Raw genomic sequence first — 23,196 nt, 5'->3', positions numbered from 1 at the left:
TCATTTGCTGACGCTCTTCCAGCCGTCTTCGAGCTGCTTCGCGAGGCCGGCGGCGTCGATCTTCTGTCCGAGGAACTGCTGGTACGCCGGGGTCGCGACGGTGTCCTTCCACTGCGCGTACTTGCCGGCGAACAGGTAGGGCGCCGAGGTGAGGTACTGGCCGGAGGCGAGGATCGCGTTCCAGCCGTTCTTCGCCCCGAGCTTGGTCGTGAGCGCCTGCCGCGCCGAGGTCGTCGGCGGGATCAGCGCGTCCGCCTCGTTGATGGCGGCGAGGTTGTCGGTGCTGGTGAAGAAGTCGACGAACTCCGCGGCCTCCTTGACGTGACCGGAGTCCTTGTTCACCGACAGCGTCTGCGGGTTCGCGGCCTGCGCGGGCCCGGCCGAGCCGGCCAGCGGCGGGAGCACGACCCAGTCGAAGCCCTTCGGCGCGTCCTTCGCGATGTTGGCCGCCTGGTAGGAACCCTGGACGGTCATGGCGATCTGGCCCGCGTAGAACGGCGCGAGCGCCTTGGTGCCCGACTGCGTCAGCGTGACCGGCAGGATCGAGTGGTCCTGGTGCGCCATGGCGTCCACGAGCTGCGGCAGTGCCTGCTCACCCTGGCCGACGGTCAGCTTCGCGTTGTCGCCGGTGCCGTCGAAGTACTTGCCGCCGAAGCCGGGGGCCAGCGCGACGAACGCCGCCGTCGGGCTCGACAGGCCCCAGCCGAGGCCGAACTTGCCGTCCTTCGTGGTCGCCTTGGCGATGTCGCGCAGCTGGTCCCAGCTCATCGTGGCGCCGGTCGGGATCGTGACGCCCGCCTGCTGCAGCTGGGTCTTGTTCGCGAAGACCACATAGGACTGCAGCTCGGTCGGGGCGGCGATCACCTTGCCGTCGACCGTCACCGAGTCGAGCACGCCCTTCGGGATGTCCGCGCGCTTCTGCTCCGGCAGGTACTGCGTCAGGTCCGCGAGGTAGCCGTCGGTGGCGAAGGGCGCGATGCCGGCCGCCTCGTAGTGCACGATGTCCGGCGCGGTGCCCGCGTTGAACTGGGTGATCAGCTTGTCGTAGACGCCGTCCCAGCCCGCCTGGACGACCTTGACCTGCACGTCCGGGTGGGCCTTGTTCCAGTCGCCGACGATCTTCTGCGTCGCGGCGATCGCGGCGGGCTGGTCGGACAGGGACTGGAAGGTGAGGGTCACCGGCCCGTCCCCGCCGTCTCCGCTGCCACCGCCCCCGCAGGCGGTGAGCAGCAGGCCGACGGCCGTCAGCGCGGTGGCGGCAATCATGCGTCGTGTCTTCATCGACCGACCTTTCGAGGGTTTCTCAGTGGGGTTCATCCCTTCACCGCCCCGGCCATCAGGCCGCTGGTGAGCTTCCTCCGCAGGATGCTGAAGAAGACGATGCTGGGGATGGCGGCGAGCACGGCGCCGGCGGCGAGCGGGCCGAGGGCGACCTTGCCCTCCCCGCCGACGAACATGTTGAGCGTGATGGGCAGCGTGTAGTTCTCCGGCGACTGCAGGAGGACCAGCGCGAAGAAGAACTCGTTCCACGACGAGACGAAGCTGAACATCGCCGTCGCGGCGACGCCCGGGGCGAGCAGCGGGAAGACGATCGTGCGCAGCACGGTCAGCCGGGTCGCACCGTCCACCGCCCCGGCCTCTTCCAGTTCCACCGGGATCGCGGCGACGTACCCCTGCAGCATCCAGAGCGCGAACGGCAGCATGTACGTCGTGTGCACGAGCGTCAGGCCGGCGAGGTTGTCGGCCAGGCCGAGCGTCCGCAGGATGAGGTACAGCGGCAGGATGATGAGCACCACCGGGAACACCTGGCTGACCAGGATCCAGCCGACGCCGGCCGCGCGGACCTTGCCCTTGAGCCGCGCGAGCACGTAGGACGCGGGCACGGCGATGACGACCGCCAGCGCGGTGGACGCGAGCGCGACGATCAGGCTGTTCGCGGCGGACCGGACCAGGCCCTGCTTTTCCAGGGCTTCGGTGTAGTTGTCCCAGTGCCATTCGCTCGGCAGCAGGCTCACCGTGAGCGAATTGAGCTCGCCCGAGGACTTCACCGATGCGGAAAGCAGCCACAGCAGCGGGAAGCCGAGGAACAGGATGTACAGCGCGAGGGCGATGTATTGCGCCGGGCGCACAAGGCCTCGCATCAGCGCCCCCCTCCTTTTCGAACACTGCCGGCGGCACGGTCGTCACGGAACTGCGACCGCAGGTAGACGGCGAGGATCAGGACGACCACGACGACGAGGACCAGGCCCATCGCGGCGGCGTAACCGATCTCGCGGTTCTTGAAGGCCTCGAGGTAGATGAACAGCACCGGGACCATCGTCTTGCCGCCCGGGCCACCCGCGGTGAGCACGTAGACCAGCGAGAACGAGTTGAAGTTCCAGATGAAGTTCAGCGACGTGATCGACGTGACGATCGGGCGCAGGCTCGGCCACGTCACCGCGGTGAACCGCCGCCACGCGCCCGCGCCGTCGACCGCGGCGGCTTCCTGCAGTTCGGCGGGGATCTGCTGCAGGCCGGCCAGCAGCGTCACCGTCGTCTGCGGCATGCCGACCCAGACGCCGACCACGATCACCGCGGGCAGCGCGACCGAAAAGTCGCCGAGCCAGTTGATGTCGTCCGGGAGGCCGACGCTGCCGAGGACGGCGTTGAGCGGGCCGCCGTTGGCCGAATAGATCATCTGCCACATGATCGCCACGACGACCGGCGGCATCGCCCACGGCACGAGCGCGAGCACCCGCGTCAGGCCCTGCAGCCGGAGCCCGGAGTTGAGCAGGAGAGCCAGGCCCATCGCGGCGGCCAGCTGGAGCACCGTGACGCCGACGGTCCAGATCATGCCGATCCGCAGCGAGTCCCAGAACAGGTTGTTGCCGACGAGCTTCGTGAAGTTGTCGACGCCGGCGAAACCGTAGTCCGGGTGGCGCACCAGGCGCGCGTCGGTGAAAGCCAGGAAGATCCCGACGACCAGCGGCGCGACGCTCAGCACGAGGATCGGGATCAGCGACGGCAGCACCAGCCCGATCGCCTCGCGGCGCCGGGTACGGGCCAGCGCGGGCCTTTTCTTCTTCCCGCTCGGGGGCGACGGGCGGGTCAGCGTCGCGGTCATCGCGCACCCCCGGTCGATTCGCGCACCATCAGCTCCGGGCCGACGGTGATCTGCTGCGCCGCGTGGTCCAGGTCCTCGGCGAGCTGGAGCATGATCCGTGCCGCCGCGCGCCCGCGCTCGGTGGAGCCGAGGGACACGCTGGTCAGGCTCGGCTGGAAGACCCGGCCGATCTCGGTGTCGTCCATGCCGGTGACGGCGACGTCTTCCGGCACCGACAGGCCCAGCTCCCGCACGGCCCGGATCGCGCCGATGGCCAGCAGATCGTTCGCGGCGACGAGCGCGTCGAACTCGCCGCGCGCGAGCAGCGTCCGGGCGGCTTCCAGCCCGGCGGAGACGGTGAAGTCGCCCGCGATCTCCTGGTCGACGTCGTCGAAGGCGGTCGTCTTGGTGGCGGCGTCGAACCCACGCTGGCGGGACGCGCCGGGGGTGGTGTCGAGCGGCCCGTTGAGGAAGCCGACCCGGCGGCGGCCGAGGGCGTGCAGGTGGCGGACGGCCGCGCCGATCCCGCCCGCGGAGTCGGTGGAGACCGAACTGATGCCGCGGTCGTCCAGGGCCCGTCCGATCACCACGACGGGAACGGGCGCCTGCTGGATCTCACGGATCAGCCGGTCGTCGGTGCGCAGCGGGCTGACGATCATGCCGTCGACGAACCCGCTGTTGAGGCTGCGCACGAGCTCAGTGGTCGACGTCGCGGTGTCCCCGGTGCTCATGACGACGACCCGGTACCCGTGCGGGGCGAGGACTTCGTGGATGGCCCGCATCATCTCGACGTAGACGGGGTTCCCGATGTCGGCGACGGCGAAGGCGACCTGGAAGGTCTTCTTGAGCCGCAACGACCGCCCGATGGCGTCGGCGCTGTACCCGAGTTCGGCAGCGGCGGCGCGGACGCGCTCGACCATGGCCGGGCTCGCCCCGGTGCCGTGCAGCGCCCGCGAGGTCGAGGCCAGTGAAACCCCGGCGCGCTCGGCGACCTGGAGCAGCGTGGCCCGTGTTGACGTCATCGGCTACCTCGTTGTGCGTTCTTGGAAACGTTTCCAGGTGCGGAAGGCGAAGTTGGAAACGTTTCCAATCGGATTAATCCCGATACTGACACCCCGCTGGCGGGCGTGTCAACACAGCACGGAGAGGAGCCAGGCAGTCACGTGGCGCGGTCCACGAGGGTCAGCTCGCATACCCGGAGGGCCGGCTCACGAACCGACCCTCCGGGAACGCGACCGCGGCGTCTTGACCCCCGCTCAGCCGACGACGTCGATCTCGAACGGCTCCGCGGCGCTGTACTCGAGGTCGGCCCACAGCGCGCCCGGCAGGGCGAAGCGGCGGTGGGACGTCAGCCGGTCGTCGTAGTGCGGGTCGGACTTCGGGTTGTGCCCGACGCCCGTCTTGTCCGAGCCCCACGCGAAGATGTTGCCGACCCACATCGGCTTCGCCAAGCCTTCGCCGTTGATCCGCGGACGGACGATGAGGGCGGCGCCGGCGCTGCCGGACAGGTTGAGCCGGACCGCGTTCTGCCCGGTGTTGGGCGGGGTGACGGTGATGCGTTCCATGATTTCCACTTCCGGTTCGACGGTCAGGGATCCCGGCGAATCCACGCCGGGCCAGAAGTCGGCCACGACGGAGATGTCGATGCCGGGCGCGACGTCCAGCAGGTACTGCGCGGCGATCGCGCCTTCCGGGATTTCGGGTCTGCCGGTGGCCGTGGCGATCCAGTACAGCGGCGGCTCGACCCGCTGAGCCTTGAAGGCGGCCTTCACCTTCGGCCAGGTCGACCGGTTGCAGTAGATGACCGGGTACGCGAACCCCGACGCACGCCGCCGCCGGGCCCAGCCCGGTGCCTCCTCCGGCGTGGCGTCGCCCGGCTCGACGTCGAGGACGTGCCCGTCGTCGGTCGACGCCTTCTTGACGATCCGCACCTTCAGGGCGTTCGGGAAGAGCGCCCAGTCGGCGGCGGTCCACGGCGCGAGCTTGATCCGGTCGATGTACCCGGCGACCAGCGCCGGCCGGCCGTCCTTCTTGAGGATGTTCCGCGCCGTGACGGCGTCGTACATAGTGCGCATCGGCTTGCCTCGAAATCGTGGGGCGGCGGATATCGACGTATTCACGATCGCGGAAAGAGGATAGCGCCACAACGGCGAAAAGGGCGCCTTTTCGGGCGGATCCGGGTCACCCGGTGGACTTTCCGGGTGGCGGCGGATACGGAAACAACCGGACCCGCCGCCGTCCCGGGTCATTCTTCGCGCAAATTCTCCAGGTTCGTCGTCCGCCACAACGCGGGCAGTGTCAAAGCGGTGACGAACAGTACCGCGGCGATCGCGGTCGCCGTCAGGGTCGCGATCGCCGGGACGTCCGCCGTCATCGGGCGGTGCACCACGAACTTGAGCACCAGCCAGTCGAGAGCGAGCCCGGCCGGTACGGCGACGACCACCGCGACCCCCACCGGGATCGCCAGCTGCCACACCAGCGACCGGGCGAGCACGCCGCGCCCGACGCCGTTGGCCGCCAGCGCGGCGAGGCTGCGCCGCCGTTCCCGCAGCTGCTCCCACGCGGCGACCAGCAGGCTGCCCGCGACGAACAGCAGCACCAGCACCGAACCGACCGACAGCACCCGGGTGATCAGCGCGTAGGTGCCGTCCTGCCCGGTGCCGAGCGAGTCCACGGATCCGTTCCACCCCACCACGTTCCGGACGTGCTCCACCAGCTCCCGGTCGGCGGTGGGCAGGGTCGCCGACACCGTCAGCCCGACACCCGACGCCGTCGCCAGCGCGGCCGGGGTGACGATCAGCTCCGGCGCGTCCGGCCCGGACATCGCCACGCGGTGCACCGCCGGCACCGTCCACTGAGGAAGGTCGGTCCGCCGGGCCCGGCGGACCTCGGAGAACCACACGTGGTCCCCGGGCTGGAGCACGTAACTGCTCCGGGTCGTCGCGGCGTAGACGTCGCCGTCGCGGCAGTCCGCGATCCCGGTGCGGGCCCGCAGCAGCGGGCAGTTCTCGACGACGATCGAGGTGCGTTCCCCCGACGCGGTCTCGATCATGGCGCCGGTCCGCACCGGCGCGTCGCCCAGCCCGGGCAGCGCGTGGAAGGCGGCGGTGAACGCGTCGCCGTCGGCGACACTCGTGGCGTAGTAGCTCGCGAGCACCCGGATCTCCCGCGGCGCGGGCCGTTCGCTCTCGGCCCTGGCGTAGACCCCTTGCAGCGCAATGGATCCGGCCAGTACCACGGCGACGCCGCTGACCAGGCGCGCCGCCGTCGCGCTGTCCAGCTGGAGGCGGCGGACGGCCAGCAGCCACGCGGGCGAACCGCCGCCGAGCAGGCCCGCGACCCGCTCGACCACCCACGGCAGCACGAGGGGCACGGCCGTGAGGACGAGGACCACCCCGGCAACCACGGCGGGACTGTCGGCGCCGTCGCCGCCCAGGCCGGTGAGCAGCAGAGCGCCGCCCGCGACCGCGGGGAACAGGCGCCACGCCAGCTTCCGGCGGGTCCGCGTCGCCCGCCGCTCGACGCCCAGCGGCTCGATGACGACCGGCCGCAGCGCGAACACGGCCGCCGCGCACGCCAGCGCCGGCAGCGCCAGCAGAGCGGGGACGCCGAGCCGCCAGTCGGGGACGACGTCGGTGCCGAAGAGGCCGCCGCGGAAGGCGGACACGGTGATCTCCGGGACGAGCACCCGGATGAGCTGGAACAACGCGAGGCCGGCGAGCAGGCCGGCGAACGAGCCGAGAAGCGCTTCCCCGGCCGCGATCCGGTGCACCTGACCGCGGTCCGCGCCGACCAGGCGCAACGCGGCGAGCCGCCGGTCCCGGGCCGCCGCCGCGAGCCGGGTGCTGGTGACGACGAAGACGAACACCGGCACGAGGCACGTCGTCGCCCCCACCACGACCAGCAGCAGCTCGAGCGAGGACAAGCCACGCCGGGAGGTCTCGGTCCCGAAGCCGCTCACCACGACGGCGTCCGGCTGCTGCGCGACGGTGTCGGATCCGACGTAGAAGAACAGCTCGTTCGGGCCGGTCAGCCCGGCTTCGCCGATCGTGCCGATCACCCGCTGCGAAAGCCGTGGGCGCAACAGCTCGCCCTCCGGCGACCGCAGCAGCTCCGCCAGCGCCGGGGAAAGCACCGCCTCCCCCGGTCCCGGCAGCCGGTCCACGCCCGGCGCGGCCGGCGGGCGCGGCCCGGTTCGCTGCACGAGGTAACCCTGCAGCCCGCGGCCGCGGAACTCGTCGTTCCGGCGGACCGCGTGGATCGGGTCGACGCCCCCGGCCGCCGCCCGCTGGTCGAAGACGCGCGCGTCGGCCCGGTCGTCCCGGGAGGCGAGCAGGTTCGGCACCGACGTCGCGGTGAGCAGGACGGCGACGCCGAGGCCGACGCCGACCGCGGTCAGCGTGAGCCGCACCAGGGCGGTCCGTGCTCCGCCGCCGCCGAGCGCGAGGCGCATCCCGAGCGCGAGGTCGGCGACCCAGCGCCGGATCACCGGATCACCTCGAGCTCCCGCGTCCGGCCGTCGCGCACGACGACCTCGCGGTCGGAGTACGCCGCGACGCGCGGTTCGTGCGTCACCAGGACGACCGCGGCGGCACGCTCGCGCGCCGCGGTGGTCAGCAGCTGCATGACCTGCTCGCCGTTGAGCGAGTCCAGGGCGCCGGTCGGCTCGTCGGCGAAGACGACCCGCGGGCCGGTCACGAGCGCGCGGGCCACCGCCACGCGCTGGCCCTGCCCGCCCGACACCTCGCCCGGCCGCTTGCCCGCGACGTCGGCGAGGTCGAGCTCGCCCAGCATTTCGCGGGCCCGCCGCGCCGCCACCCGGCCGCGCTCGCCGTTCAGCCGCATCGGCAGGGCCACGTTCTCCAGGCAGGTCAGCTCCGGGACGAGCCTGCCGAACTGGAAGACGAACCCGAAGTCCGTGCGGCGCAACGCCGAGCGCCCCCGGTCGGTCAGCAGCGCGAGGTCGGCGCCCTGGTACCGGACCGTGCCGTCGTCGGGCCGGACGATCCCGGCCAGGCAGTGCAGCAGCGTCGACTTGCCCGCCCCGGACGGGCCCATCAGCGCGACGACCTCCCCCGCGCGCACCCGCAGGCTCGCCGACGTCAGCGCGTCGGTGGGCCCGTACGCCTTCCGGACCTCGGTGGCCTCCAGCAGGACGTCCTCGGTGGTGCTCACGCGATCTCCTTCGCCAGCTGGTCGAGCCGGGCCGCGGTCAGCTCCAGCCACCGGAGGTCGGCCTCCAGGTGGAACAGCGCGTGGTCGCAGACCAGCTGGTCGACGAGGTCGCCCCCGGTCTTGCGGCGGGTCAGCTCGCGCATGGCGTCGAGGTGCGCCGAGCGCTGGACGTCGAGGACGTCGGTGGCCGGACGGCCGGAGAGCAGGGCGAGCACGATCTTGGTGTAGAGCGTGTTCTGCAGGTAGGCCTCCGGCTTCTCCGGGGTCGCCAGCCAGGTGCCGACGTCGGCGACCCCGGCCTCGGTGATCGCGTAGCGCTTCCGCTCGGGCCCGCCGCCGGCCTCGATGCCGTCGGCCTCGACGAGTCCCTGCTTGAGCAGCCGGGCCAGGGTCGAATAGACCTGGCCGTAGTGGACGCGGCGGTCGTGCCCGAACCGGTCGTCGTAAGCGCGTTTGAGGTCGTAGCCGTGCCGGGGGCCGTTCTCCAGCAACCCGAGCAAGGTGTGTCCGATCGACATGCGACGGACTGTACACGGCGTGTATAGCTAGTGTTTATACACCCCGTTCATAGTGACTACTCCAGGATCGCCCGCAGCGGGGTGGCGGGCCGTCCGAGCAGTTCTTCGAGGTCCGGACCGGTGGCGGCGAACTCGCCCCGGCGGGCGGCGCGGAACATGCCGAGCAGCATCGCGGCCTGCTCGGCGGGGACGCCGTGCCCGGTCAGGCCCGCCACCCACTCGTCGTCGTCGGCGACCACCCGGCGGATCGTGCGTCCGGTGAGCTCACCGAGCAGGCTCGCGACGTCCGCCAGGTCGAGGGCGACGGGTGCGGTCAGCGGCGGCGTCGCCCCGTCGAACCGGCCCTCGTCGGCGAGGATGACCGCCGCGGCTTCGGCGAGGTCGGCGTGCGCGGTCCACGACACCGGCCCGTCGGCGGGCGCGACCAGCTCGCCGGTTTCCCGCGCCTGGCCCAGCAGCAGCGGGACGGTCGCGGCGTAGAAACCGTTACGCAGAGCCGTGAACGACGGGCCGGCTGTCGCCAGGTGGCGTTCGGTCGCGGCGTGGTCGGGCATCGGCGCGAAGAGCGAGTCGTCGGCCGCGGCCTGGTGGCTCGTGTAGAGCACCCGCTTGGCGCCGGCGTCCCGCGCGGCATCGATCGCCGCGACGTGGTGCCGCAACGCCGTCTCGCCGGTGGCGTCCGTCGAGACGACGAGAACCTGCGTCGCCCCTTCGAAAGCGTCGGCCAGCGAGTCCGTGTCGGCGAAGTCGCCGCGGCGCACGCGCACCCCGCGCTCGGCGAGGCCGGCCGCCTTCGCGGGCTCGCGGACACTGACACCGACCTGCTGGGCCGGAACGCGCCGGAGCAGCTGCTCGACAACCTGGGAGCCGAGCTTGCCGGTCCCTCCGGTGATCACGATCATGGTGGATCCCCTCTGTTCGGTAGCGTTGATATTAACCACGTTAGCACCACCGCCAGCAAGAGTGAGTTACCATCGGAACCATGGTGAAGAGCCGGAGCGAAACGCGGACGCACATCATCGAGACCGCCGCGCGGCTCCTCGACGACCAAGGCGCGGCCGCGCTCACCATCCGCGCGGTCGCCGGGGCGGCCGGCCTGCAGGCGCCGGCGCTCTACCGGTTCTTCGAGGACAAGGACGCGCTGCTCGACGCCGTCGCCGAACACGTGTTCACCGCCTACGTCACCGGGAAGACGGCCGCGCAGGACGGCGATCCCATCGCGGACCTCCGCGCCGGCTGGGACGCGCACATCGCCTTCGGCGTGGCCAACGCGGCACTGTTCGGCCTGCTGGTGACGCCGGGCCGGACGTCCCCGGCGGCCGAGGCGGGGCTGGCGGTCCTGCGCGCCCGCGTGCACCGCATCGCGGAGACCGGCCGGCTGCGGGTGCCCGAACCTCTCGCGGTCGAACTGATCCACGCCGCCGGCACGGGGGCCGTGCTCGCTCTGCTGGCCCGGCCGCCGGAGGACCGGGATCCGGACCTGGGTCTCGAGTTCGACCTCGGTCTCGCCGAGGCGATGTACGAAGCCGTGCTGGCCCGGATCCTCACCGACGCGCCGGTCCCGGCCGCCGCACCTCCGGAGCTGTCGAAGCTCACCGGCGCCGAGCGTGCCCTGCTGGCGGAGTGGCTGGACCGCGGCTGAGTCCGGCCCACCAAATGTCTTGAATGAGTCATTCAGGTCTTCGGAGGTCCTGAATGACTCATTCAAGACGTTCGAGCGGCCGCCTCCAGCGAACACCGGTCGTGTCCATTGCCGGGGTCGGCCGGGTCGCGTGGGCACCCCGCGCCGCCGGCGGCGGCGCGGCTCAGCACCCTCCGACTCCGACTGCGCGGTTCGTGTGCATTTCCCGCCCAGATGTAACAACTATCGGACTTCCGGCGCCATACGGGACGGTCCCGGTCCCCGCGCACCAGGAGTTCGCATGACACTCTTCCGCCGTCCCCTGTTCCCCCGAAGATCAAGACGCGCACTGGCCACCGCGGTGGTCGTGCCGCTCGCCGGCGCCCTCGCGGTAGCCGTCGCCGCGCCCGCCGCGGCCGTGCCCACCGGCTTCGCCGACACCGTCGCGATCGGCGGCCTGACCTCGCCGACCGCCGCGGCGTTCGCGCCCGACGGGCGGGTCTTCGTCGCCGAGAAGAGCGGCCTGGTCAAGGTCTTCGACTCCCTCGCCGACCCGACCGCGACGGTCTTCGCCGACCTGCGGACCCCGACCCAGGACTTCTGGGATCGCGGCCTGCTCGGCCTGGCCGTCGACCCCGCCTTCCCCGCCCGGCCGTACGTCTACGTCTCCTACACCCTCGACGCCCTGCCCGGCGGCACCGCGCCGAAGTGGGGCGACACCTGCCCGACACCGCCGGGCGCGACCGACCAGGGCTGCGTCGTCACCGGCCGGATCTCCCAGCTCACCATGGGCCCGGCCGGCACCGCCGTCAGCGAGAAACCCCTCGTCACCGGCTGGTGCCAGCAGTTCCCCAGCCACTCGGTGGGCTCGCTGGCCTTCGGCCCGGACGGCGCCCTGTACGCGGGCGGCGGCGACGGCGCCAGCTTCAACTTCGCCGACTACGGCCAGGTCGGAAACCCTTGCGCCGACCCGCCTTCCGCCGCCGGCACCAACCTCGCCCCGCCGGACGCCGAAGGCGGCGCGCTGCGGTCGCAGTCGCCGCGTCGCGCCGCCGGGCAACCGGTGCTGCTCAACGGGACACTCCTGCGTCTCGACCCCGACACCGGGGAAGGCCTGCCCGGCAACCCGTTCGCGAGCAGCTCCGACGCCAACGCCCGGCGCGTGATCGCCTACGGCGCGCGCAACCAGTTCCGCTTCGGGTTCCGGCCCGGGACGAGCGAACTCTGGGCCGGCGACGTCGGCTGGAACACCTGGGAGGAGATCAACCGCGTCACGAACGCCGGGGACGCGGTGGCGGAGAACTTCGGCTGGCCCTGCTTCGAAGGCACCGCGCGGCAAGCCGGCTACGACGGCGCGAACCTCGACCGCTGCGAATCGCTGTACACCTCCGGCGGGCAGGCCGCGCCGTTCTACGCCTACAACCACAACGCCAAGGTCGTCGCGAGCGACCCGTGTCCCACCGGCGGCTCGTCGATCAGCGGGATCGCCTTCGAGTCGGGCAGCAACTACCCCGCCGCGTACGCCGGCGCGTTGTTCTTCGCCGACTCCTCGCGCGGCTGCATCTGGGCGATGCAGACGGCGAACGGCCAGCCCAGCCCGAGCCGCTTGGTCCCGTTCGTGACCGGCGCGAACACGCCCGTGCAGGTGCTGACCGGACCCGGCGGCGACATCTTCTACGTCGCGCTGGGCGCCGGCGAACTGCGTCGCGTGAGCTACCCGGGCGGCACCGACCGGCCGCCGGTCGCGTCGGCGACGGCGACGCCGTCGAGCGGGCCCGCCCCGCTGACCGTCCGGTTCGACGGCACCGGGTCCACCGACCCGGACGCCGGTGACACCTTGACCTACGCCTGGGACCTCGACGCCGACGGCGCGTACGACGACTCGGCGGCCCCGGACCCGGCCTGGACGTACACCGCGGCAGCGGCGGTCGACGCCGGCCTGCGGGTGACGGACTCCCACGGCGCGACCGCCACCACGACCGTCCGCGTCACGGTCGGGACGCCCGCCGGGCTCGACCCGGTGCCGGTCATCGACGCGCCCGCCGCGTCGCTGACCTGGTCGGTGGGCCAGCCCGTGGCGTTCTCCGGCCGGGCGATCGACGCCCAGGACGGCGACCTGCCGCCCTCGGCGCTGTCCTGGCGGCTCGCGATCCGGCACTGCGCGGCCAACGGCACCTGCCACACGCACAACGTCCAGGACTTCCCGGGCGTCGCGTCGGGCACGTTCGTCGCGCCGGACCACGAGTACCCGTCGTACCTGCAGCTCACCTTGACGGCGACGGACTCGACCGGCCGAACCGGCGCCAAGACGATCGACCTGCAGCCGAAGACGGTGTCGCTGAACTTCACGTCGAGCCCGAACCAGGCGCTGCTCACGGTCGGCGGGACCCAGCAGCGCACGCCGTTCTCGCGGACGGTGATCGCCGGCTCCACCAACTCCGTCAGCGCGGACAGCCCGCAGAACCTGCCGCCGCTCAACCTGAAGTACGCCTTCGCGAGCTGGGCGCACGGCGGGGCGCGGACGCAGAACATCGTCGCCCCGGCGGCTTCCGCGACTTATCAGGCGAAGTACCGGCTCTGCTGGCTGCTGCAGCCCTGCTGAGCGGATGACCCGGCCCTGCCTCGGGGCCGGGTCATTCCCCGGGCTGCTTCGTCTTTTCCGCCTTTTTCGATTCTTTCGACTCTTGCTTCGACTCTTTCGCCGCCTGCTTCGACTCCTCCTTGGCGGCTTGCTTCGATTCTTTCGCCGCCTGCTTGTCCTTCGTGACCTTCCCGTCGGCGCCGGTCGTTTCGACCTGGCCCTCGGCCGCCGCCTCTTCCGCGGACGACTCCGGCGTGGGCGGCACCGACGTGAGCTGTGCCTCCGAGGTCGACCGCTGGTCGCTGCCGGCCGGTACGCCCGCCGCGGGCCTGGTTCCGACCGGCTGCGTCGTCGAGCCCTCGGCACCGGTCGCCGGCGGCGGTGGCGCGATGTCGGACGTGCTCGCGCCGATCGTCACCGTCGTGACCAGCGCCGCGCTCGCGGCGGCCACCTTCGCCGCGGTGGCCCACGACAGGACCGAAGCGCCGGTGCTCGCGGCCGCCCCGGACGAGGCGAGGGATCCGGTGGTGGTCAGCCAGTGCGTCACGACCGGGATGCCCAGGATCAGCGGGGCCACGGCGGCGGGCAGTTCTTCGTTGAGCTCCCGGAGACCGGTGGCCAGCTTCCGGCAGTCCGCGCAGCGGTCCAGGTGGGTCGTGATCCGGTGCGCCTTGTGGTCCCCGACACCGTCGCGGACCCAGCGGGCGAGCTGGCCGGAGACGACGCGACAGGTGCGCCGCCGGGCCTCCGGGACGTGCTGGTCGAGGTACGCCTGCCGCAGCCCTTCCCGGGCGCGGTAGGCCAGCGCGGCGACGCCGTTGGGCGTCATCCCGAAGTCCTCCGCGATCCGGGCGGGCGACTCGCCCTCGATCTCGGTCCGCCACAGCACCGTCCGCCACCGCTCGGGCAGGCTCGCGAACGCGCCCGCGGCGACGGTGCCGTGCATCCGGCTGTCCACCGGCTCGTCGCTGCCCTCGCTCGGCAGGACGTCGGGCACCTCGGCGACCAGCGAGAGCGCGGAGTCGCGCCGGCGCCAGCTGATCATCGTGTTCCGGATCGTCGTCAGCAGGTACGGCCGGAATTCCTCGTCCGGGCCCTCGCCCGACCGCAGAATCCGCAGTACGCGGGTGAATCCTTCGGCGATGAGGTCGTCCCGCTCCGCCGCATCCGACGCGATCGCGGCCGCCACCCGGCGAGCCGCGGCCAAGTGCCGGTCGTAGAGCTGGCCGTACGCGGCGATGTCCCCGCCGCGTACCGCTTGGATCAAGACCGCGTCGCTCGGGACGTCCGTCGTCCCGGCCACCGCCGGCGCCACCTCGGTCACCCGCACCTCCCCCTTGCTCGTGCGCTTGCACGTGCAGAACGTCACGCGATAGTCGTCCAACGAGAGGCCGGGCGCAAGGTTTCGGCGCGGAAAGCCCTTTTTCTTCCGTGGTGAGTATCCCGGACCCGCGTCTTGTCAGGTGACTGAGTACTCCGGCCCGGTTTCGTCCCGGCCCGGCGGCCCGTCGTTGCCGCGACGTTACCGGGCGGGTAGAGACGAAGGGCGGTGGCCACCGCGAATGTGTCCGAAGTGGACGGTCGACGTCCGTCATCAGGAAGGTCTCCCCCATGCGCAGAGTCCGGTGTCTTCTGCTGACCTTGCTGCTACCAGCCGTTTTGGTCACCGGCGTGGCCGAAGCCGCCCCCGCGCCGACGGTGACGGCGATACCCGCCAACGCAGGCAAGGGCTGGCCCGTCAGCGGAGCCGAGGGCGTGCTCGACCTCGCCGGCCGCGGGTACGTCGAGCAGGAGTATCTTGTCTCCGGCCAGGCCGACACGTACGCCCAGGACGGCCTGTGGACCGACGACGGCCGCTGGGCCACGCACGTCGCCACCACCGGAAACCCCTACACCACGCGGATGGTCGTGGTGCGGCCGAGCGATCCCGCGCGGTTCAACGGCACCGCGGTCGTCGAGTGGCTGAACGTCAGCTTCGGCGTCGACATCCCGGTCGACTTCTCCCAGTCGTACGAGCACTTCCTGCGGGAGGGTTACGCCTACGTCGGCGTGACGACGCAGAAAGCCGGGGCCGACAAGCTGAAGAGCCTCGACCCGGCCCGCTACGGCACCGTGGACATCGGCTCCGACTCGCTCTCCTACGACGTGTTTTCGCAGGCGGCGCAGGCAGTCCGGACGCATCCGGAGCTGCTGGGCGGCCGCACGCCGGCGGTCGTGCTCGGTACCGGGCACTCGCAGTCCGCGCTGCGGCTGACCACCTATGCGAACGCTGTTCAACCGGTGCGCGGGGTCTACGACGGCCTCATGATCCACGGCCGGGCGGCCCTGGCGGCCCCGATCGGCGACAGCGTCATCGGTCCGCTGTCCGCCCGCATCCGCACCGATCTCGGCGTCCCGGTGTTCGTCCTGCAGTCGGAGACGGACGTCGTCGCGTCGGCGTCGGTCCGGCAGGACACCGCGCGGGTGCGGACCTGGGAGGTCGCGGGCACGGCGCACGCCGACCGGTACGGGCTCGATCTCTACAACGCGGCCAACGCCCGCGACCGGTCGATCAACGACGGCGCGCCCACGACGTGCGACAAGCCGGTGAACAGCATGACGTTCCGGTACGCGGAGAACGCGGCGTTCGCGCACCTGGACCGCTGGGCCCGCGGCGGCGCGGCCCCACCGCTCGCGACGCCGATCTCCCTGCTGCTGGGCCTGTTCATCCGCCGCGACGCCGACCAGAACGCCCTGGGTGGCATCCGCCTGCCCGACCTGGACGCGCCGGTGGCGGCGTACGCGCCGAACAACAGCGGCGGCAACGTGCCGGGCGCATGCCTGCTGCTGGGCACGACGACACCGTTGTCAGCGGCACGGATCCGGCAGCTCTACCCGGACCACGCCACGTACGTCGGGAAGTTCACGGCCGCGGCGGATCGGGCACTGAGCGCGGGCTACCTCCTGCCCGCCGACCGCGACGAGGCCGTCGCCCGGGCACAGGCCGCCCCCATCCCGTGAGCCGCGGCCGCCGGGTCATTCCGGAGATGAAACCTGTTCCACCGAAACTGGAGACGGACAGCCCTTGCCCCGTGCGGGTATAGTGCCGAAAACAGTAACGTGTTCTAGTATTGCGCCGTCGAAGGGACCGGGATGGACGAGCAGGCGATGCGGCATCCGAACCACCTCGGGCATCTGGTCGTCTCCGCCCTGAAGCGCCACCGGGACGCGCCGGTCATGGTGCTGGGCGAGACCACGATGACCGGTGGCACGACCGCCGAGCAGGTCAGCCAGTACGTCCAGGCCTTCGAGGAGCTCGGCGCCGGCACGGGCGCGGCGGTGGCACTGCTGTCGCTGAACCGGCCCGAGGTCCTGCTGATCATCGCGGCCGGGCAGATGCAGGGGTCGCGGCGGACGGCGCTGCACCCGCTGGGCTCGCTCGACGACCACGCCTACATCCTCGGCGACGCCGGGATCACCACGCTGATCATCGACCCGGTGCCGATGTTCGTCGAGCGCGCGCTGGGCCTGCTCGAGAAGGTGCCGGGGCTCACCCAGGTGCTCACCATCGGGCCGGTGCCCGAGCAGCTCGCGCACGTCGGCAAGGACCTGACCGAGACCGCCGCGAAGTTCGAGCCGGGCCCGCTGAAGCCCGTCGACCTGCCTCCGGACCAGGTCGTTTCGATCACCTACACCGGCGGGACGACCGGCAAGCCCAAGGGCGTCATGGGCACCGCCCAGGCGATGGCGACGATGACGCAGATCCAGCTCGCCGAGTGGGAGTGGCCCGAAGCGCCGAAGTTCCTCATCTGCACCCCGCTTTCCCACGCCGGCGCGGCGTTCTTCGCGCCGACGCTGCTGAAGGGCGGCTCGCTGATCGTCGTGCCGAAGTTCGACCCCGCCGACGTCCTGCGGATCATCGAGGAGGAGCGGATCACGGCGACCATGCTGGTGCCGACCATGCTCTACGCCCTGATGGACCACCCCGACTCGCGCACGCGCGACCTGTCGTCGCTGCAGACGGTGTACTACGGGGCGGCGTCGATCAACCCGGTGCGGCTGCGCGAGGCGATCGACCGGTTCGGGTCGATCTTCGCGCAGTACTACGGCCAGTCCGAGGCCCCGATGGCGATCAGCTACCTCGCCAAGGGCGACCACGACGACGCGCGGATGTCCTCCTGCGGGCGGCCGTCGGCGTTCCTGCGCACGGCGTTGCTCGACGCCGACGGCAACCCGGTCGCGCCCGGCGAGCCCGGCGAGATCTGCGTGGCGGGCCCGCTGCTGGCGGCCGGCTACTGGAACCTGCCGGAGGTGACGGCGGAGACGTTCCGCGACGGCTGGCTCCACACCGGCGACGTCGCCCGCGAGGACGAGGACGGCTTCTGGTTCATCGTCGACCGCGTCAAGGACATGATCGTGACGGGCGGATTCAACGTGTTCCCCCGCGAGGTGGAGGACGTGGTGGCGACGCACCCGGCGATCGCCCAGGTCGGCGTGATCGGCACCCCGGACGAAAAGTGGGGCGAAGCGGTGACGGCGGTGGTGGTCCTGCGTTCCGACGCGGCTGCCGACGACGCGGCGATCGAGAAGCTGACGGGCGAGATCCAAGCGTCGGTGCGGGAGCGGAAGGGCCCGGTCCACGTGCCGAAGCAGGTGATCGTGGCGGCGTCGCTGCCGATGACGGGGCTGGGGAAGCCGGACAAGAAGGCGCTGCGGGCCCAGTACGAGCCCCGCAGCGCGAGCGTGTAGGACGTTATCCGGGACCCGGCCGCCGCGTGTCCTGAACGAGTCGTTCACCTCGCCGGCCGTCAGGGGTCCCGGCAGAAGTCCGGTCACACGCTCGCCGCCGCCCCACCCAACGTCTTGAATGAGTCATTCAGGTCTTCGGAGGTCCTGAATGACTCATTCAAGACACGCCGGCGCCCGAGCGACCTCCGGTCCAGCTTGGCCGGCCCGGCGAGCTCAGGCTGCGACGGCGGCCTTGAGCTTCCCGGGGTTCATCATCCACAGCACCTGGTCGATGCCGTCGGCCGACGCCGTGACCGTCAGCACCGTGAACACCTCGCCGTCACGCGACAGCAGCATCGCGTGCGCGCCGTTGACGAGCGCCGGGGTCACCGTCACGCCCTCCCAGAAACGGTCCTTGAACGCGCGGACGTACTTCGCCACCGTCGTCGCGCCGCGCACCGGGATGCGCGACGCGCGGGCCACGCCGCCGCCGTCGGAGTAGCTGATCACGTCGGCCGCGAGAAGCTCTTCCAGTGTCGACAAGTCGCCTTCCTGGGCAGCGGTCACGAACGCGGTCAGGAGGCGCCGCTGCTCGGGCAGCGCGGCCGGCGTGCGCCGTTCCGCGGCGAGGTGCTTGCGCGCACGGCTGACGAGCTGGCGGGCCGAGACTTCCGTCGTCTGGACGATCTCGGCGATCTGGACGTACGGGTAGTCGAACGCCTCGCGCAGCACGTAAGCCGCGCGCTCGGTCGGCGTCAGCTTCTCCAGCAGGAGCAGCACCGCGAGCTCCAGCGCGGCACCCCGCTCGGCCCCCAGCTGGGGATCGGCCGAGGTGTCCACGGGCTCCGGCAGCCAGGGGCCGAGGTAGGTCTCGTGGCGCGCGTAGGCCGTCTTGGTCGCGTTGATCGCCAGCCGCGTGGTCGTCGTCGCGAGGTAGGCCGCCGGGGTGCGCACCGCGGCCCGGTCACTGGCCTGCCAGCGCAGCCACACCTCCTGGAGCAGGTCCTCCGCGTCGGCGGCGCTGCCCAGCATGCGGTACGCGATGCCGAAGAGCCGTGGCCGCACCTCGGCGAAGACGGCGGTCGCGTCCTCGAGACCGGTGTCCTCCATGCGTGCGGATCCCCTTCCTCCGGCGGCAGCGTACCGAGAACGGACGACCGGTGTTGATCATCCGTCCGGGCGAATCACGGCCTCGGCGCGCGACGGTCGCGACGCTGCGCCAGCTCTTCCGCGCTCACCGGCTCCAGCATCGGCCGCCCGGGCACGCAGAACATCGTGACGACGAACGCGGATTCCGCATCCGGCAGGTGGTTGCCGTCCTGGTAGTGGATGACGTCGCCACCCGGCTCCCAGAACGCTTCGCCCGCCTTGACGACCCGCTCGGGCTCGCCTTCCAGCTCGAAGACGATCTCGCCCTTGAGGACGTAACCGTAGGCCGGTCCCGAGTGCCGGTGCGGCGGCGCGCCCGGGCTCCCCGGCGGCAGCGTGACGAGGATGGTCATGGCTTCGGCGTTTTCGTGGATCTGCGGCGCGCCCGGCACGGTCGCGACGACGTCCAGCTTCGGGGGCGGCCCCGGGATGTGGGTGGTCATGCCAGTGAGGACAAGACAGCCCCTGCCGCTGTGACACGTCACGTTCCCGCGCGCCGTCTTGTCGAACGGACATGGTCGATCCCGCGCTGGCCGAGCTGCTGGCCGAACGCCGCCACCTCGAGGACGTCGCCGCTTGGCTCGCCGGGTCCGGCGAGGTCGTCGACGAGGCCTACCGGGCCTGGTACGCGCTCGGCGCCGCCGAGCGGGCGGCCGTCGCGTCGCCGACGGAGTGGCTGACCCGGGCGACCGGGCGCCGCTGCCTGCACCGGCTCGCCGCTCCCCCTCGCCCTGCGCCGACCGACGACTTCGCGCGGCGGTTCCGCGCCGCGTGCGCCGAGGAATCGGAGGCGGCACTGGGCGCCCTGCTGGCCGACGACGTCACCGCCTGGTTCGACGGCGGCGGCAAGCTGCGCACGGCGGACCGGCCGGTGCGGAGCCGCGCCGAGGTGACGCGGGCCGTCCTCGCGCTGCTGGCACCCCGCCCCGGCACGCGGGTGGACGAGCGCTCGGTCAACGGCGGCACCGGCCTCGTCGTCCAGGTGGGCGACCGCGTTGCGGCGGTCGTCCTCTGGCGGGCACGCGACCGGGTGATCACCGACCTCTGGCTGGTCCTCAACCCCGCCAAGCTGCGAGGCTGGCCGGTTGTCACGAACGAACGCGCTGTCTTGTCCTAGTGGATTGTGCAGCCGTCCCGGGTCCTCCGGGACGGCGCCGAGCGGAAGGAACGGACATGAAGGTCGTCGTCATCGGCGGAACCGGCCTGATCGGCACGAACGTGGTCGCGCGGCTGGCCGAGCACGGCCACGAGGCGGTCGCCGCCGCCCCCAGCACCGGCGTGAACACCCTGACCGGCGAAGGGCTGAAGGAGGTGTTGCTGGGCGCGGACGTCCTGATCGACGTGTCGAACTCGCCGTCGTTCGCCGACGACGACGTGATGAACTTCTTCCGCACCTCGACCGGGAATCTCGTCGCGGCGGCGAAGGAAGCGGGCGTCACGCACTACGTCGCGCTGTCGGTGGTCGGCACCGACCGGCAGCCGGACGTCGGCTACTTCCGCGCCAAGGTCGCGCAGGAGAAGCTGATCACCGAGTCGGGCCTGCCGTTCTCGATCGTGCGGGCGACTCAGTTCTTCGAGTTCGCCGGCGGGATCGCCGACGGCTCGACCATCGACGGCGTCGTGCACCTGCCGGGCGCCGGCGTCCAGCCGATGGCCGCGGCCGAGGTGTCCGCCGCCGTGGCCCGGACCGCGGCCGGGCAGCCGATCGGCGGCCTCACCGAGATCGCCGGCCCGGAGGTCTTCGGCCTCGACGAGTGGGTGCGTACCGTGCTGACCGCGCGCGAGGACCCGCGCGAGGTCGTCACCGACCCGAAGGCGCCGTACTTCGGCGCGGTGCCGGGACCGGAGGACCTCCTGCCCGGCCCGGGCGCGAAGCTCGCCGAGACCAAGCTCGCCGCCTGGCTGGCCCGGTCGTGACCGCGCCGCACGGGTGGCCCGGCGCCACCCGTGCGGGCACGGCGTTCTACACGACCACCGTGACGGTGGACGGCGGTTCCCTCGCGCACGGCCGGGCGTCCGGCCGCGCGCGCTCCGCCGACGGCACGCTCCGGCTCGACCTCCGGCTCCCCGCCGAGCTCGGCGGGGAGGGCGACGGCACCAACCCGGAGCAGCTGTTCGCGGCCGGGTACGCCGCCTCGTTCCACGCGACGCTGAGCGTGCTCGCGAGGGAAACCGGCGCCGACCCGGCCACGCTGACCGTCGCGGTGACGGTGGCCGTCGGCCGCGACCCGGCCGGCGCCGGTTCCCTGCTGCACACCGAAGTCGCGGTCACCTGGCCGGGCACCGACGACGTCCAGCGGCTGGTCGAACGGGCGAAAATCCTGTGCCCGTACGCGAAACTGCGCTAGACGCCGTCGTGGTCCGGGTCGGCGTCGAGCACGATGCAGCCGACGTACCCGTCACGGGCCTTGGTGACCTTCAGCAGCATGCTCGGCCGGTAGATCGAATCGCCGTCGTTGAAGGTGTCCCGGCCGGTGCGCTGCGCGTAGGGCTGGGTCGCCATCACCTGCGTGTTCAGGGTTTCGTCGAACATCAGCTGCGTGGTGAGGGTCTTTTCGTTGCCCACGTGCACCATCACGTGGACGTGGATCGTGCGGCCGCGGTACCAGCCCGGCCAGATCGTGGTGAACTCGACGGTCCCGCGCTGGTTGGTGACCTGGGCGCCGCGCAGGTACCGCTTGTCGTCGGTCGGCTCGAGGTCGGCATCGCCGCCGGGCGGCGGGCCGCCGGTGGGCGGGGTCCCGGTCGGCGGATTTCCGGTGGGCGGAGTGCCACCGCCGCCGCCGGACGCCGCTTCCGCACCGGAGTACAGGCCGCCCGCGTCGCAGTGCCAGATCTCGACCACCGCGTGCGGGATCGGCTTGCACGTCTCGCTGTCCTGCACCTGCAGGGCCAGCCGCAGCTTCGCGCCCTGCTTGTCCTCGCGGACGTCGCTGCGGATCTTGTCGGCGTCGAAGTAGTAGGGCCCCTGGGTGGTCGACGCGGTGAGGGTGCAGGTCCGCGCGCCGGCGAACAGCGCGGTGAGGTCCGCGTCGGTCACCGCCTCCAAGGCGACGGTCTCCCCCGTCGACGTCGTGACGGGGCTCTTGCCCGCACACGCCGTGACGAGCGCGCCCAAGCCGACCGAGCTCACCCCGGTGAGCAGCCGGCGCCTGCTGACCCGTTGTCCTTCGTGGTCGTGGTCCATGCGTGTCCTTTCGCGGTGGGGTTCGGGAGTAAAGGCCGGTTGACGGTCACCTACGCCGGCCTTGAACCAAGGTGGCGGCCGGGGCTGTGGTGGAGCTGTGGTGAGGCTGTGGGTCGCCGAGCGGTCACTTACGGGGTACGCTCATACTCAACAAATTGACTAGGTGAGGTGAGGCATGACCAGCTTCCGGAAGGCCGTCGAGGCCCGTGATCCCGACGCCATGGCGGCGACGCTGGCGGAGAACGTCGTGTTCCGGAGCCCGGTGGCGTTCAAGCCGTACCCGGGCAAGGCGATCACGGCCGCGATCCTCCGCGGCGTGCTGCGCGTGTTCGAGGACTTCCGTTACGTGCGCGAGCTGAGCGGCGGCGAAGGCCGCGACCACGCGCTCGTCTTCGAGGCCCGGATCGGCGACGCGAGGGTCGAGGGCTGCGACTTCCTGCACTTCGACGACGACGGGCTGATCGACGAGTTCACGGTGATGGTCCGGCCGCTGTCGGCCGCGCAGGCATTGTCGGAAGCGATGGCGGCCCAGTTCGACCAGATCCAGCGCGAAGCACTCAACTAGTTGACTATGTCGCTGCGCAACGCGCTGATGGCGGCGCTGCTGGAGGGCGAGGCCTCCGGCTACGACCTGGCGAAGGGGTTCGACGCATCGGTGGCGAACTTCTGGCCGGCGACGCCCCAGCAGCTCTACCGCGAACTGGACCGGCTGGAAGCGGACGGCCTGGTCCGCGCCCGGCTGGTCCACCAGGAGAAGCGGCCCGACAAGAGGCTGTTCTCCCTGACGGAGGCGGGCACGCGGGCCCTCCGCGACTTCACGGCGCGCCCGCCCCGCCCGGGCGTGATCCGCGACGAGCTGCTGATCCAGGTCCAGGCGGTCGACTCGGGCGACGAGGCCGCGGTCCGCCGGGCGTTGGCGGAGCGCATGACCCGGGCGGAGACGAAGATCGCCCGCTACGAGCGCCTCCGGGCGGGCCTGCTCGACGGCCGCTTCGAGGACGACTACCTCGCGGAGGCCGAGCGGGTGGGGCCGTACCTGACGCTGATGCGCGGGCTGTCGTTCGAGCGGGAGAACCTCCGCTGGTGCGAGCAGTCGCTGAAGATCCTCGAACGCCGGGCCGCGGGTCGGGGGGTGGGGCGCGGGGTTTTAAAAATGGTTGGAAAAAACACCCCGGG

22 protein-coding genes are annotated in these 23,196 nt (G+C 71.8%); 9 read left to right on the top strand and 13 right to left on the bottom strand.

Annotated elements, in window-relative coordinates; genetic code table 11:
* From AB0M59_RS45295 to AB0M59_RS45255, 9 genes are all read right to left on the bottom strand, one after another.
* Positions 1 to 1,281, bottom strand: a complete 1,281-nt coding sequence (locus tag AB0M59_RS45295) for a sugar ABC transporter substrate-binding protein (protein WP_364628090.1) — start codon at positions 1,279 to 1,281, stop codon at positions 1 to 3.
* A gap of 32 nt (positions 1,282 to 1,313) precedes the next feature.
* Positions 1,314 to 2,141: a carbohydrate ABC transporter permease gene (locus AB0M59_RS45290; protein WP_364628088.1), complete on the bottom strand. Its 828-nt coding sequence runs from the start codon at positions 2,139 to 2,141 to the stop codon at positions 1,314 to 1,316.
* Positions 2,141 to 3,103: a sugar ABC transporter permease gene (locus AB0M59_RS45285; protein WP_364628086.1), complete on the bottom strand. Its 963-nt coding sequence runs from the start codon at positions 3,101 to 3,103 to the stop codon at positions 2,141 to 2,143. Before AB0M59_RS45285 ends, AB0M59_RS45290 begins: the two co-directional genes overlap by 1 nt.
* Entirely contained in the window at positions 3,100 to 4,104 is a 1,005-nt protein-coding gene (locus tag AB0M59_RS45280; RefSeq protein WP_364628084.1) for a LacI family DNA-binding transcriptional regulator, read from the bottom strand. The genes AB0M59_RS45285 and AB0M59_RS45280 overlap by 4 nt, the downstream gene beginning before the upstream one ends.
* A 234-nt stretch (positions 4,105 to 4,338) precedes the next feature.
* Positions 4,339 to 5,157: a hypothetical protein gene (locus AB0M59_RS45275; RefSeq protein WP_364628083.1), complete on the bottom strand. Its 819-nt coding sequence runs from the start codon at positions 5,155 to 5,157 to the stop codon at positions 4,339 to 4,341.
* Positions 5,158 to 5,327: 170 nt separating this feature from the next.
* Positions 5,328 to 7,571, bottom strand: a complete 2,244-nt coding sequence (locus AB0M59_RS45270) for an FtsX-like permease family protein (protein WP_364628081.1) — start codon at positions 7,569 to 7,571, stop codon at positions 5,328 to 5,330.
* Positions 7,568 to 8,257 carry an ABC transporter ATP-binding protein gene (locus AB0M59_RS45265; protein WP_364628079.1) on the bottom strand — a complete coding sequence of 230 codons (690 nt, stop codon included), beginning with the start codon at positions 8,255 to 8,257 and terminating at the stop codon, positions 7,568 to 7,570. The genes AB0M59_RS45270 and AB0M59_RS45265 overlap by 4 nt, the downstream gene beginning before the upstream one ends.
* Positions 8,254 to 8,775 (bottom strand): PadR family transcriptional regulator, encoded by a 522-nt coding sequence (locus AB0M59_RS45260; protein WP_364628077.1) that lies wholly within the window; start codon positions 8,773 to 8,775, stop codon positions 8,254 to 8,256. Before AB0M59_RS45260 ends, AB0M59_RS45265 begins: the two co-directional genes overlap by 4 nt.
* Before the next feature lie 56 nt (positions 8,776 to 8,831).
* Positions 8,832 to 9,677 carry an NAD(P)H-binding protein gene (locus AB0M59_RS45255; RefSeq protein WP_364628075.1) on the bottom strand — a complete coding sequence of 282 codons (846 nt, stop codon included), beginning with the start codon at positions 9,675 to 9,677 and terminating at the stop codon, positions 8,832 to 8,834.
* Positions 9,678 to 9,757: 80 nt separating this feature from the next.
* Between AB0M59_RS45255 and AB0M59_RS45250 the strand changes: the two genes are divergently transcribed.
* Both AB0M59_RS45250 and AB0M59_RS45245 read left to right on the top strand, forming a co-directional pair.
* On the top strand, positions 9,758 to 10,417 hold the full coding sequence (locus AB0M59_RS45250) for a helix-turn-helix domain-containing protein (protein WP_364628073.1): 660 nt from the start codon (positions 9,758 to 9,760) through the stop codon (positions 10,415 to 10,417).
* A gap of 280 nt (positions 10,418 to 10,697) precedes the next feature.
* Complete coding sequence (locus tag AB0M59_RS45245; protein ID WP_364628071.1) at positions 10,698 to 12,998, top strand: PQQ-dependent sugar dehydrogenase; 2,301 nt, start codon at positions 10,698 to 10,700, stop codon at positions 12,996 to 12,998.
* Between the two features lie 31 nt (positions 12,999 to 13,029).
* On the opposite strand, the gene AB0M59_RS45240 is transcribed toward AB0M59_RS45245, so the two are convergent.
* Entirely contained in the window at positions 13,030 to 14,301 is a 1,272-nt protein-coding gene (locus AB0M59_RS45240) for a sigma-70 family RNA polymerase sigma factor (protein WP_364628069.1), read from the bottom strand.
* Between the two features lie 287 nt (positions 14,302 to 14,588).
* Between AB0M59_RS45240 and AB0M59_RS45235 the strand changes: the two genes are divergently transcribed.
* Entirely contained in the window at positions 14,589 to 15,977 is a 1,389-nt protein-coding gene (locus tag AB0M59_RS45235; RefSeq protein WP_364628067.1) for an alpha/beta hydrolase domain-containing protein, read from the top strand.
* Positions 15,978 to 16,109: 132 nt separating this feature from the next.
* The gene (fadD8, locus tag AB0M59_RS45230; RefSeq protein WP_364628065.1) at positions 16,110 to 17,705 is read left to right on the top strand and encodes a fatty-acid--CoA ligase FadD8; all 1,596 of its coding nucleotides are present in this window, start codon (positions 16,110 to 16,112) and stop codon (positions 17,703 to 17,705) included.
* A gap of 213 nt (positions 17,706 to 17,918) precedes the next feature.
* On the opposite strand, the gene AB0M59_RS45225 is transcribed toward fadD8, so the two are convergent.
* Together AB0M59_RS45225 and AB0M59_RS45220 are read right to left on the bottom strand one after the other, a co-directional pair.
* Complete coding sequence (locus AB0M59_RS45225; RefSeq protein ID WP_364628064.1) at positions 17,919 to 18,794, bottom strand: RNA polymerase sigma-70 factor; 876 nt, start codon at positions 18,792 to 18,794, stop codon at positions 17,919 to 17,921.
* Between the two features lie 74 nt (positions 18,795 to 18,868).
* Positions 18,869 to 19,276: a cupin domain-containing protein gene (locus AB0M59_RS45220; protein ID WP_364628062.1), complete on the bottom strand. Its 408-nt coding sequence runs from the start codon at positions 19,274 to 19,276 to the stop codon at positions 18,869 to 18,871.
* A gap of 71 nt (positions 19,277 to 19,347) precedes the next feature.
* Here AB0M59_RS45220 and AB0M59_RS45215 point away from each other — a divergent pair, with 71 nt between their 5' ends.
* From AB0M59_RS45215 to AB0M59_RS45205, 3 genes are read left to right on the top strand one after another with little or no spacing between them, the layout of a single operon-like run.
* The gene (locus AB0M59_RS45215) at positions 19,348 to 19,950 is read left to right on the top strand and encodes a hypothetical protein (RefSeq protein ID WP_364628060.1); all 603 of its coding nucleotides are present in this window, start codon (positions 19,348 to 19,350) and stop codon (positions 19,948 to 19,950) included.
* A gap of 56 nt (positions 19,951 to 20,006) precedes the next feature.
* Positions 20,007 to 20,750: an SDR family oxidoreductase gene (locus AB0M59_RS45210; protein ID WP_364628058.1), complete on the top strand. Its 744-nt coding sequence runs from the start codon at positions 20,007 to 20,009 to the stop codon at positions 20,748 to 20,750.
* A complete protein-coding gene (locus AB0M59_RS45205) occupies positions 20,747 to 21,181 on the top strand; it encodes an Ohr family peroxiredoxin (RefSeq protein WP_364628056.1) in 435 nt (144 codons plus the stop codon). The genes AB0M59_RS45210 and AB0M59_RS45205 overlap by 4 nt, the downstream gene beginning before the upstream one ends.
* Here AB0M59_RS45205 and AB0M59_RS45200 read toward each other — a convergent pair.
* Positions 21,178 to 22,020: an intradiol ring-cleavage dioxygenase gene (locus tag AB0M59_RS45200; protein ID WP_364628054.1), complete on the bottom strand. Its 843-nt coding sequence runs from the start codon at positions 22,018 to 22,020 to the stop codon at positions 21,178 to 21,180. The two genes, AB0M59_RS45205 and AB0M59_RS45200, sit on opposite strands and share 4 nt — an antisense overlap.
* 175 nt (positions 22,021 to 22,195) lie before the next feature.
* Between AB0M59_RS45200 and AB0M59_RS45195 the strand changes: the two genes are divergently transcribed.
* Both AB0M59_RS45195 and AB0M59_RS45190 read left to right on the top strand, forming a co-directional pair.
* Positions 22,196 to 22,585, top strand: coding sequence for a nuclear transport factor 2 family protein (locus AB0M59_RS45195; protein WP_155547168.1), 390 nt, complete (start codon positions 22,196 to 22,198; stop codon positions 22,583 to 22,585).
* 6 nt (positions 22,586 to 22,591) lie between these two features.
* On the top strand, positions 22,592 to 23,196 hold a 605-nt coding region (locus AB0M59_RS45190), incomplete at its 3' end, for a PadR family transcriptional regulator (protein ID WP_364628052.1).

It is taken from the genome of Amycolatopsis sp. NPDC051371 (genome assembly GCF_040682155.1).
Classification (GTDB): Bacteria; Actinomycetota; Actinomycetes; order Mycobacteriales; family Pseudonocardiaceae; genus Amycolatopsis.
The sequence above is the reverse complement of the archived record's forward strand: the minus strand, read 5'-3'. Positions and strand labels throughout refer to the sequence as shown.

What these genes read in the sequence shown, in the direction of transcription:
- AB0M59_RS45295 (WP_364628090.1), bottom strand. Translation starts at nt 1,281, where the DNA reads ATGAAGACACGACGCATGATTGCCGCCACCGCGCTGACGGCCGTCGGC.
- AB0M59_RS45290 (WP_364628088.1), bottom strand. Translation starts at nt 2,141, where the DNA reads ATGCGAGGCCTTGTGCGCCCGGCGCAATACATCGCCCTCGCGCTGTAC.
- AB0M59_RS45285 (WP_364628086.1), bottom strand. Translation starts at nt 3,103, where the DNA reads ATGACCGCGACGCTGACCCGCCCGTCGCCCCCGAGCGGGAAGAAGAAA.
- AB0M59_RS45280 (WP_364628084.1), bottom strand. Translation starts at nt 4,104, where the DNA reads ATGACGTCAACACGGGCCACGCTGCTCCAGGTCGCCGAGCGCGCCGGG.
- AB0M59_RS45275 (WP_364628083.1), bottom strand. Translation starts at nt 5,157, where the DNA reads ATGCGCACTATGTACGACGCCGTCACGGCGCGGAACATCCTCAAGAAG.
- AB0M59_RS45260 (WP_364628077.1), bottom strand. Translation starts at nt 8,775, where the DNA reads ATGTCGATCGGACACACCTTGCTCGGGTTGCTGGAGAACGGCCCCCGG.
- AB0M59_RS45255 (WP_364628075.1), bottom strand. Translation starts at nt 9,677, where the DNA reads ATGATCGTGATCACCGGAGGGACCGGCAAGCTCGGCTCCCAGGTTGTC.
- AB0M59_RS45250 (WP_364628073.1), top strand. Translation starts at nt 9,758, where the DNA reads ATGGTGAAGAGCCGGAGCGAAACGCGGACGCACATCATCGAGACCGCC.
- AB0M59_RS45245 (WP_364628071.1), top strand. Translation starts at nt 10,698, where the DNA reads ATGACACTCTTCCGCCGTCCCCTGTTCCCCCGAAGATCAAGACGCGCA.
- AB0M59_RS45235 (WP_364628067.1), top strand. Translation starts at nt 14,589, where the DNA reads ATGCGCAGAGTCCGGTGTCTTCTGCTGACCTTGCTGCTACCAGCCGTT.
- fadD8 (WP_364628065.1), top strand. Translation starts at nt 16,110, where the DNA reads ATGGACGAGCAGGCGATGCGGCATCCGAACCACCTCGGGCATCTGGTC.
- AB0M59_RS45225 (WP_364628064.1), bottom strand. Translation starts at nt 18,794, where the DNA reads ATGGAGGACACCGGTCTCGAGGACGCGACCGCCGTCTTCGCCGAGGTG.
- AB0M59_RS45220 (WP_364628062.1), bottom strand. Translation starts at nt 19,276, where the DNA reads ATGACCACCCACATCCCGGGGCCGCCCCCGAAGCTGGACGTCGTCGCG.
- AB0M59_RS45215 (WP_364628060.1), top strand. Translation starts at nt 19,348, where the DNA reads ATGGTCGATCCCGCGCTGGCCGAGCTGCTGGCCGAACGCCGCCACCTC.
- AB0M59_RS45210 (WP_364628058.1), top strand. Translation starts at nt 20,007, where the DNA reads ATGAAGGTCGTCGTCATCGGCGGAACCGGCCTGATCGGCACGAACGTG.
- AB0M59_RS45200 (WP_364628054.1), bottom strand. Translation starts at nt 22,020, where the DNA reads ATGGACCACGACCACGAAGGACAACGGGTCAGCAGGCGCCGGCTGCTC.
- AB0M59_RS45195 (WP_155547168.1), top strand. Translation starts at nt 22,196, where the DNA reads ATGACCAGCTTCCGGAAGGCCGTCGAGGCCCGTGATCCCGACGCCATG.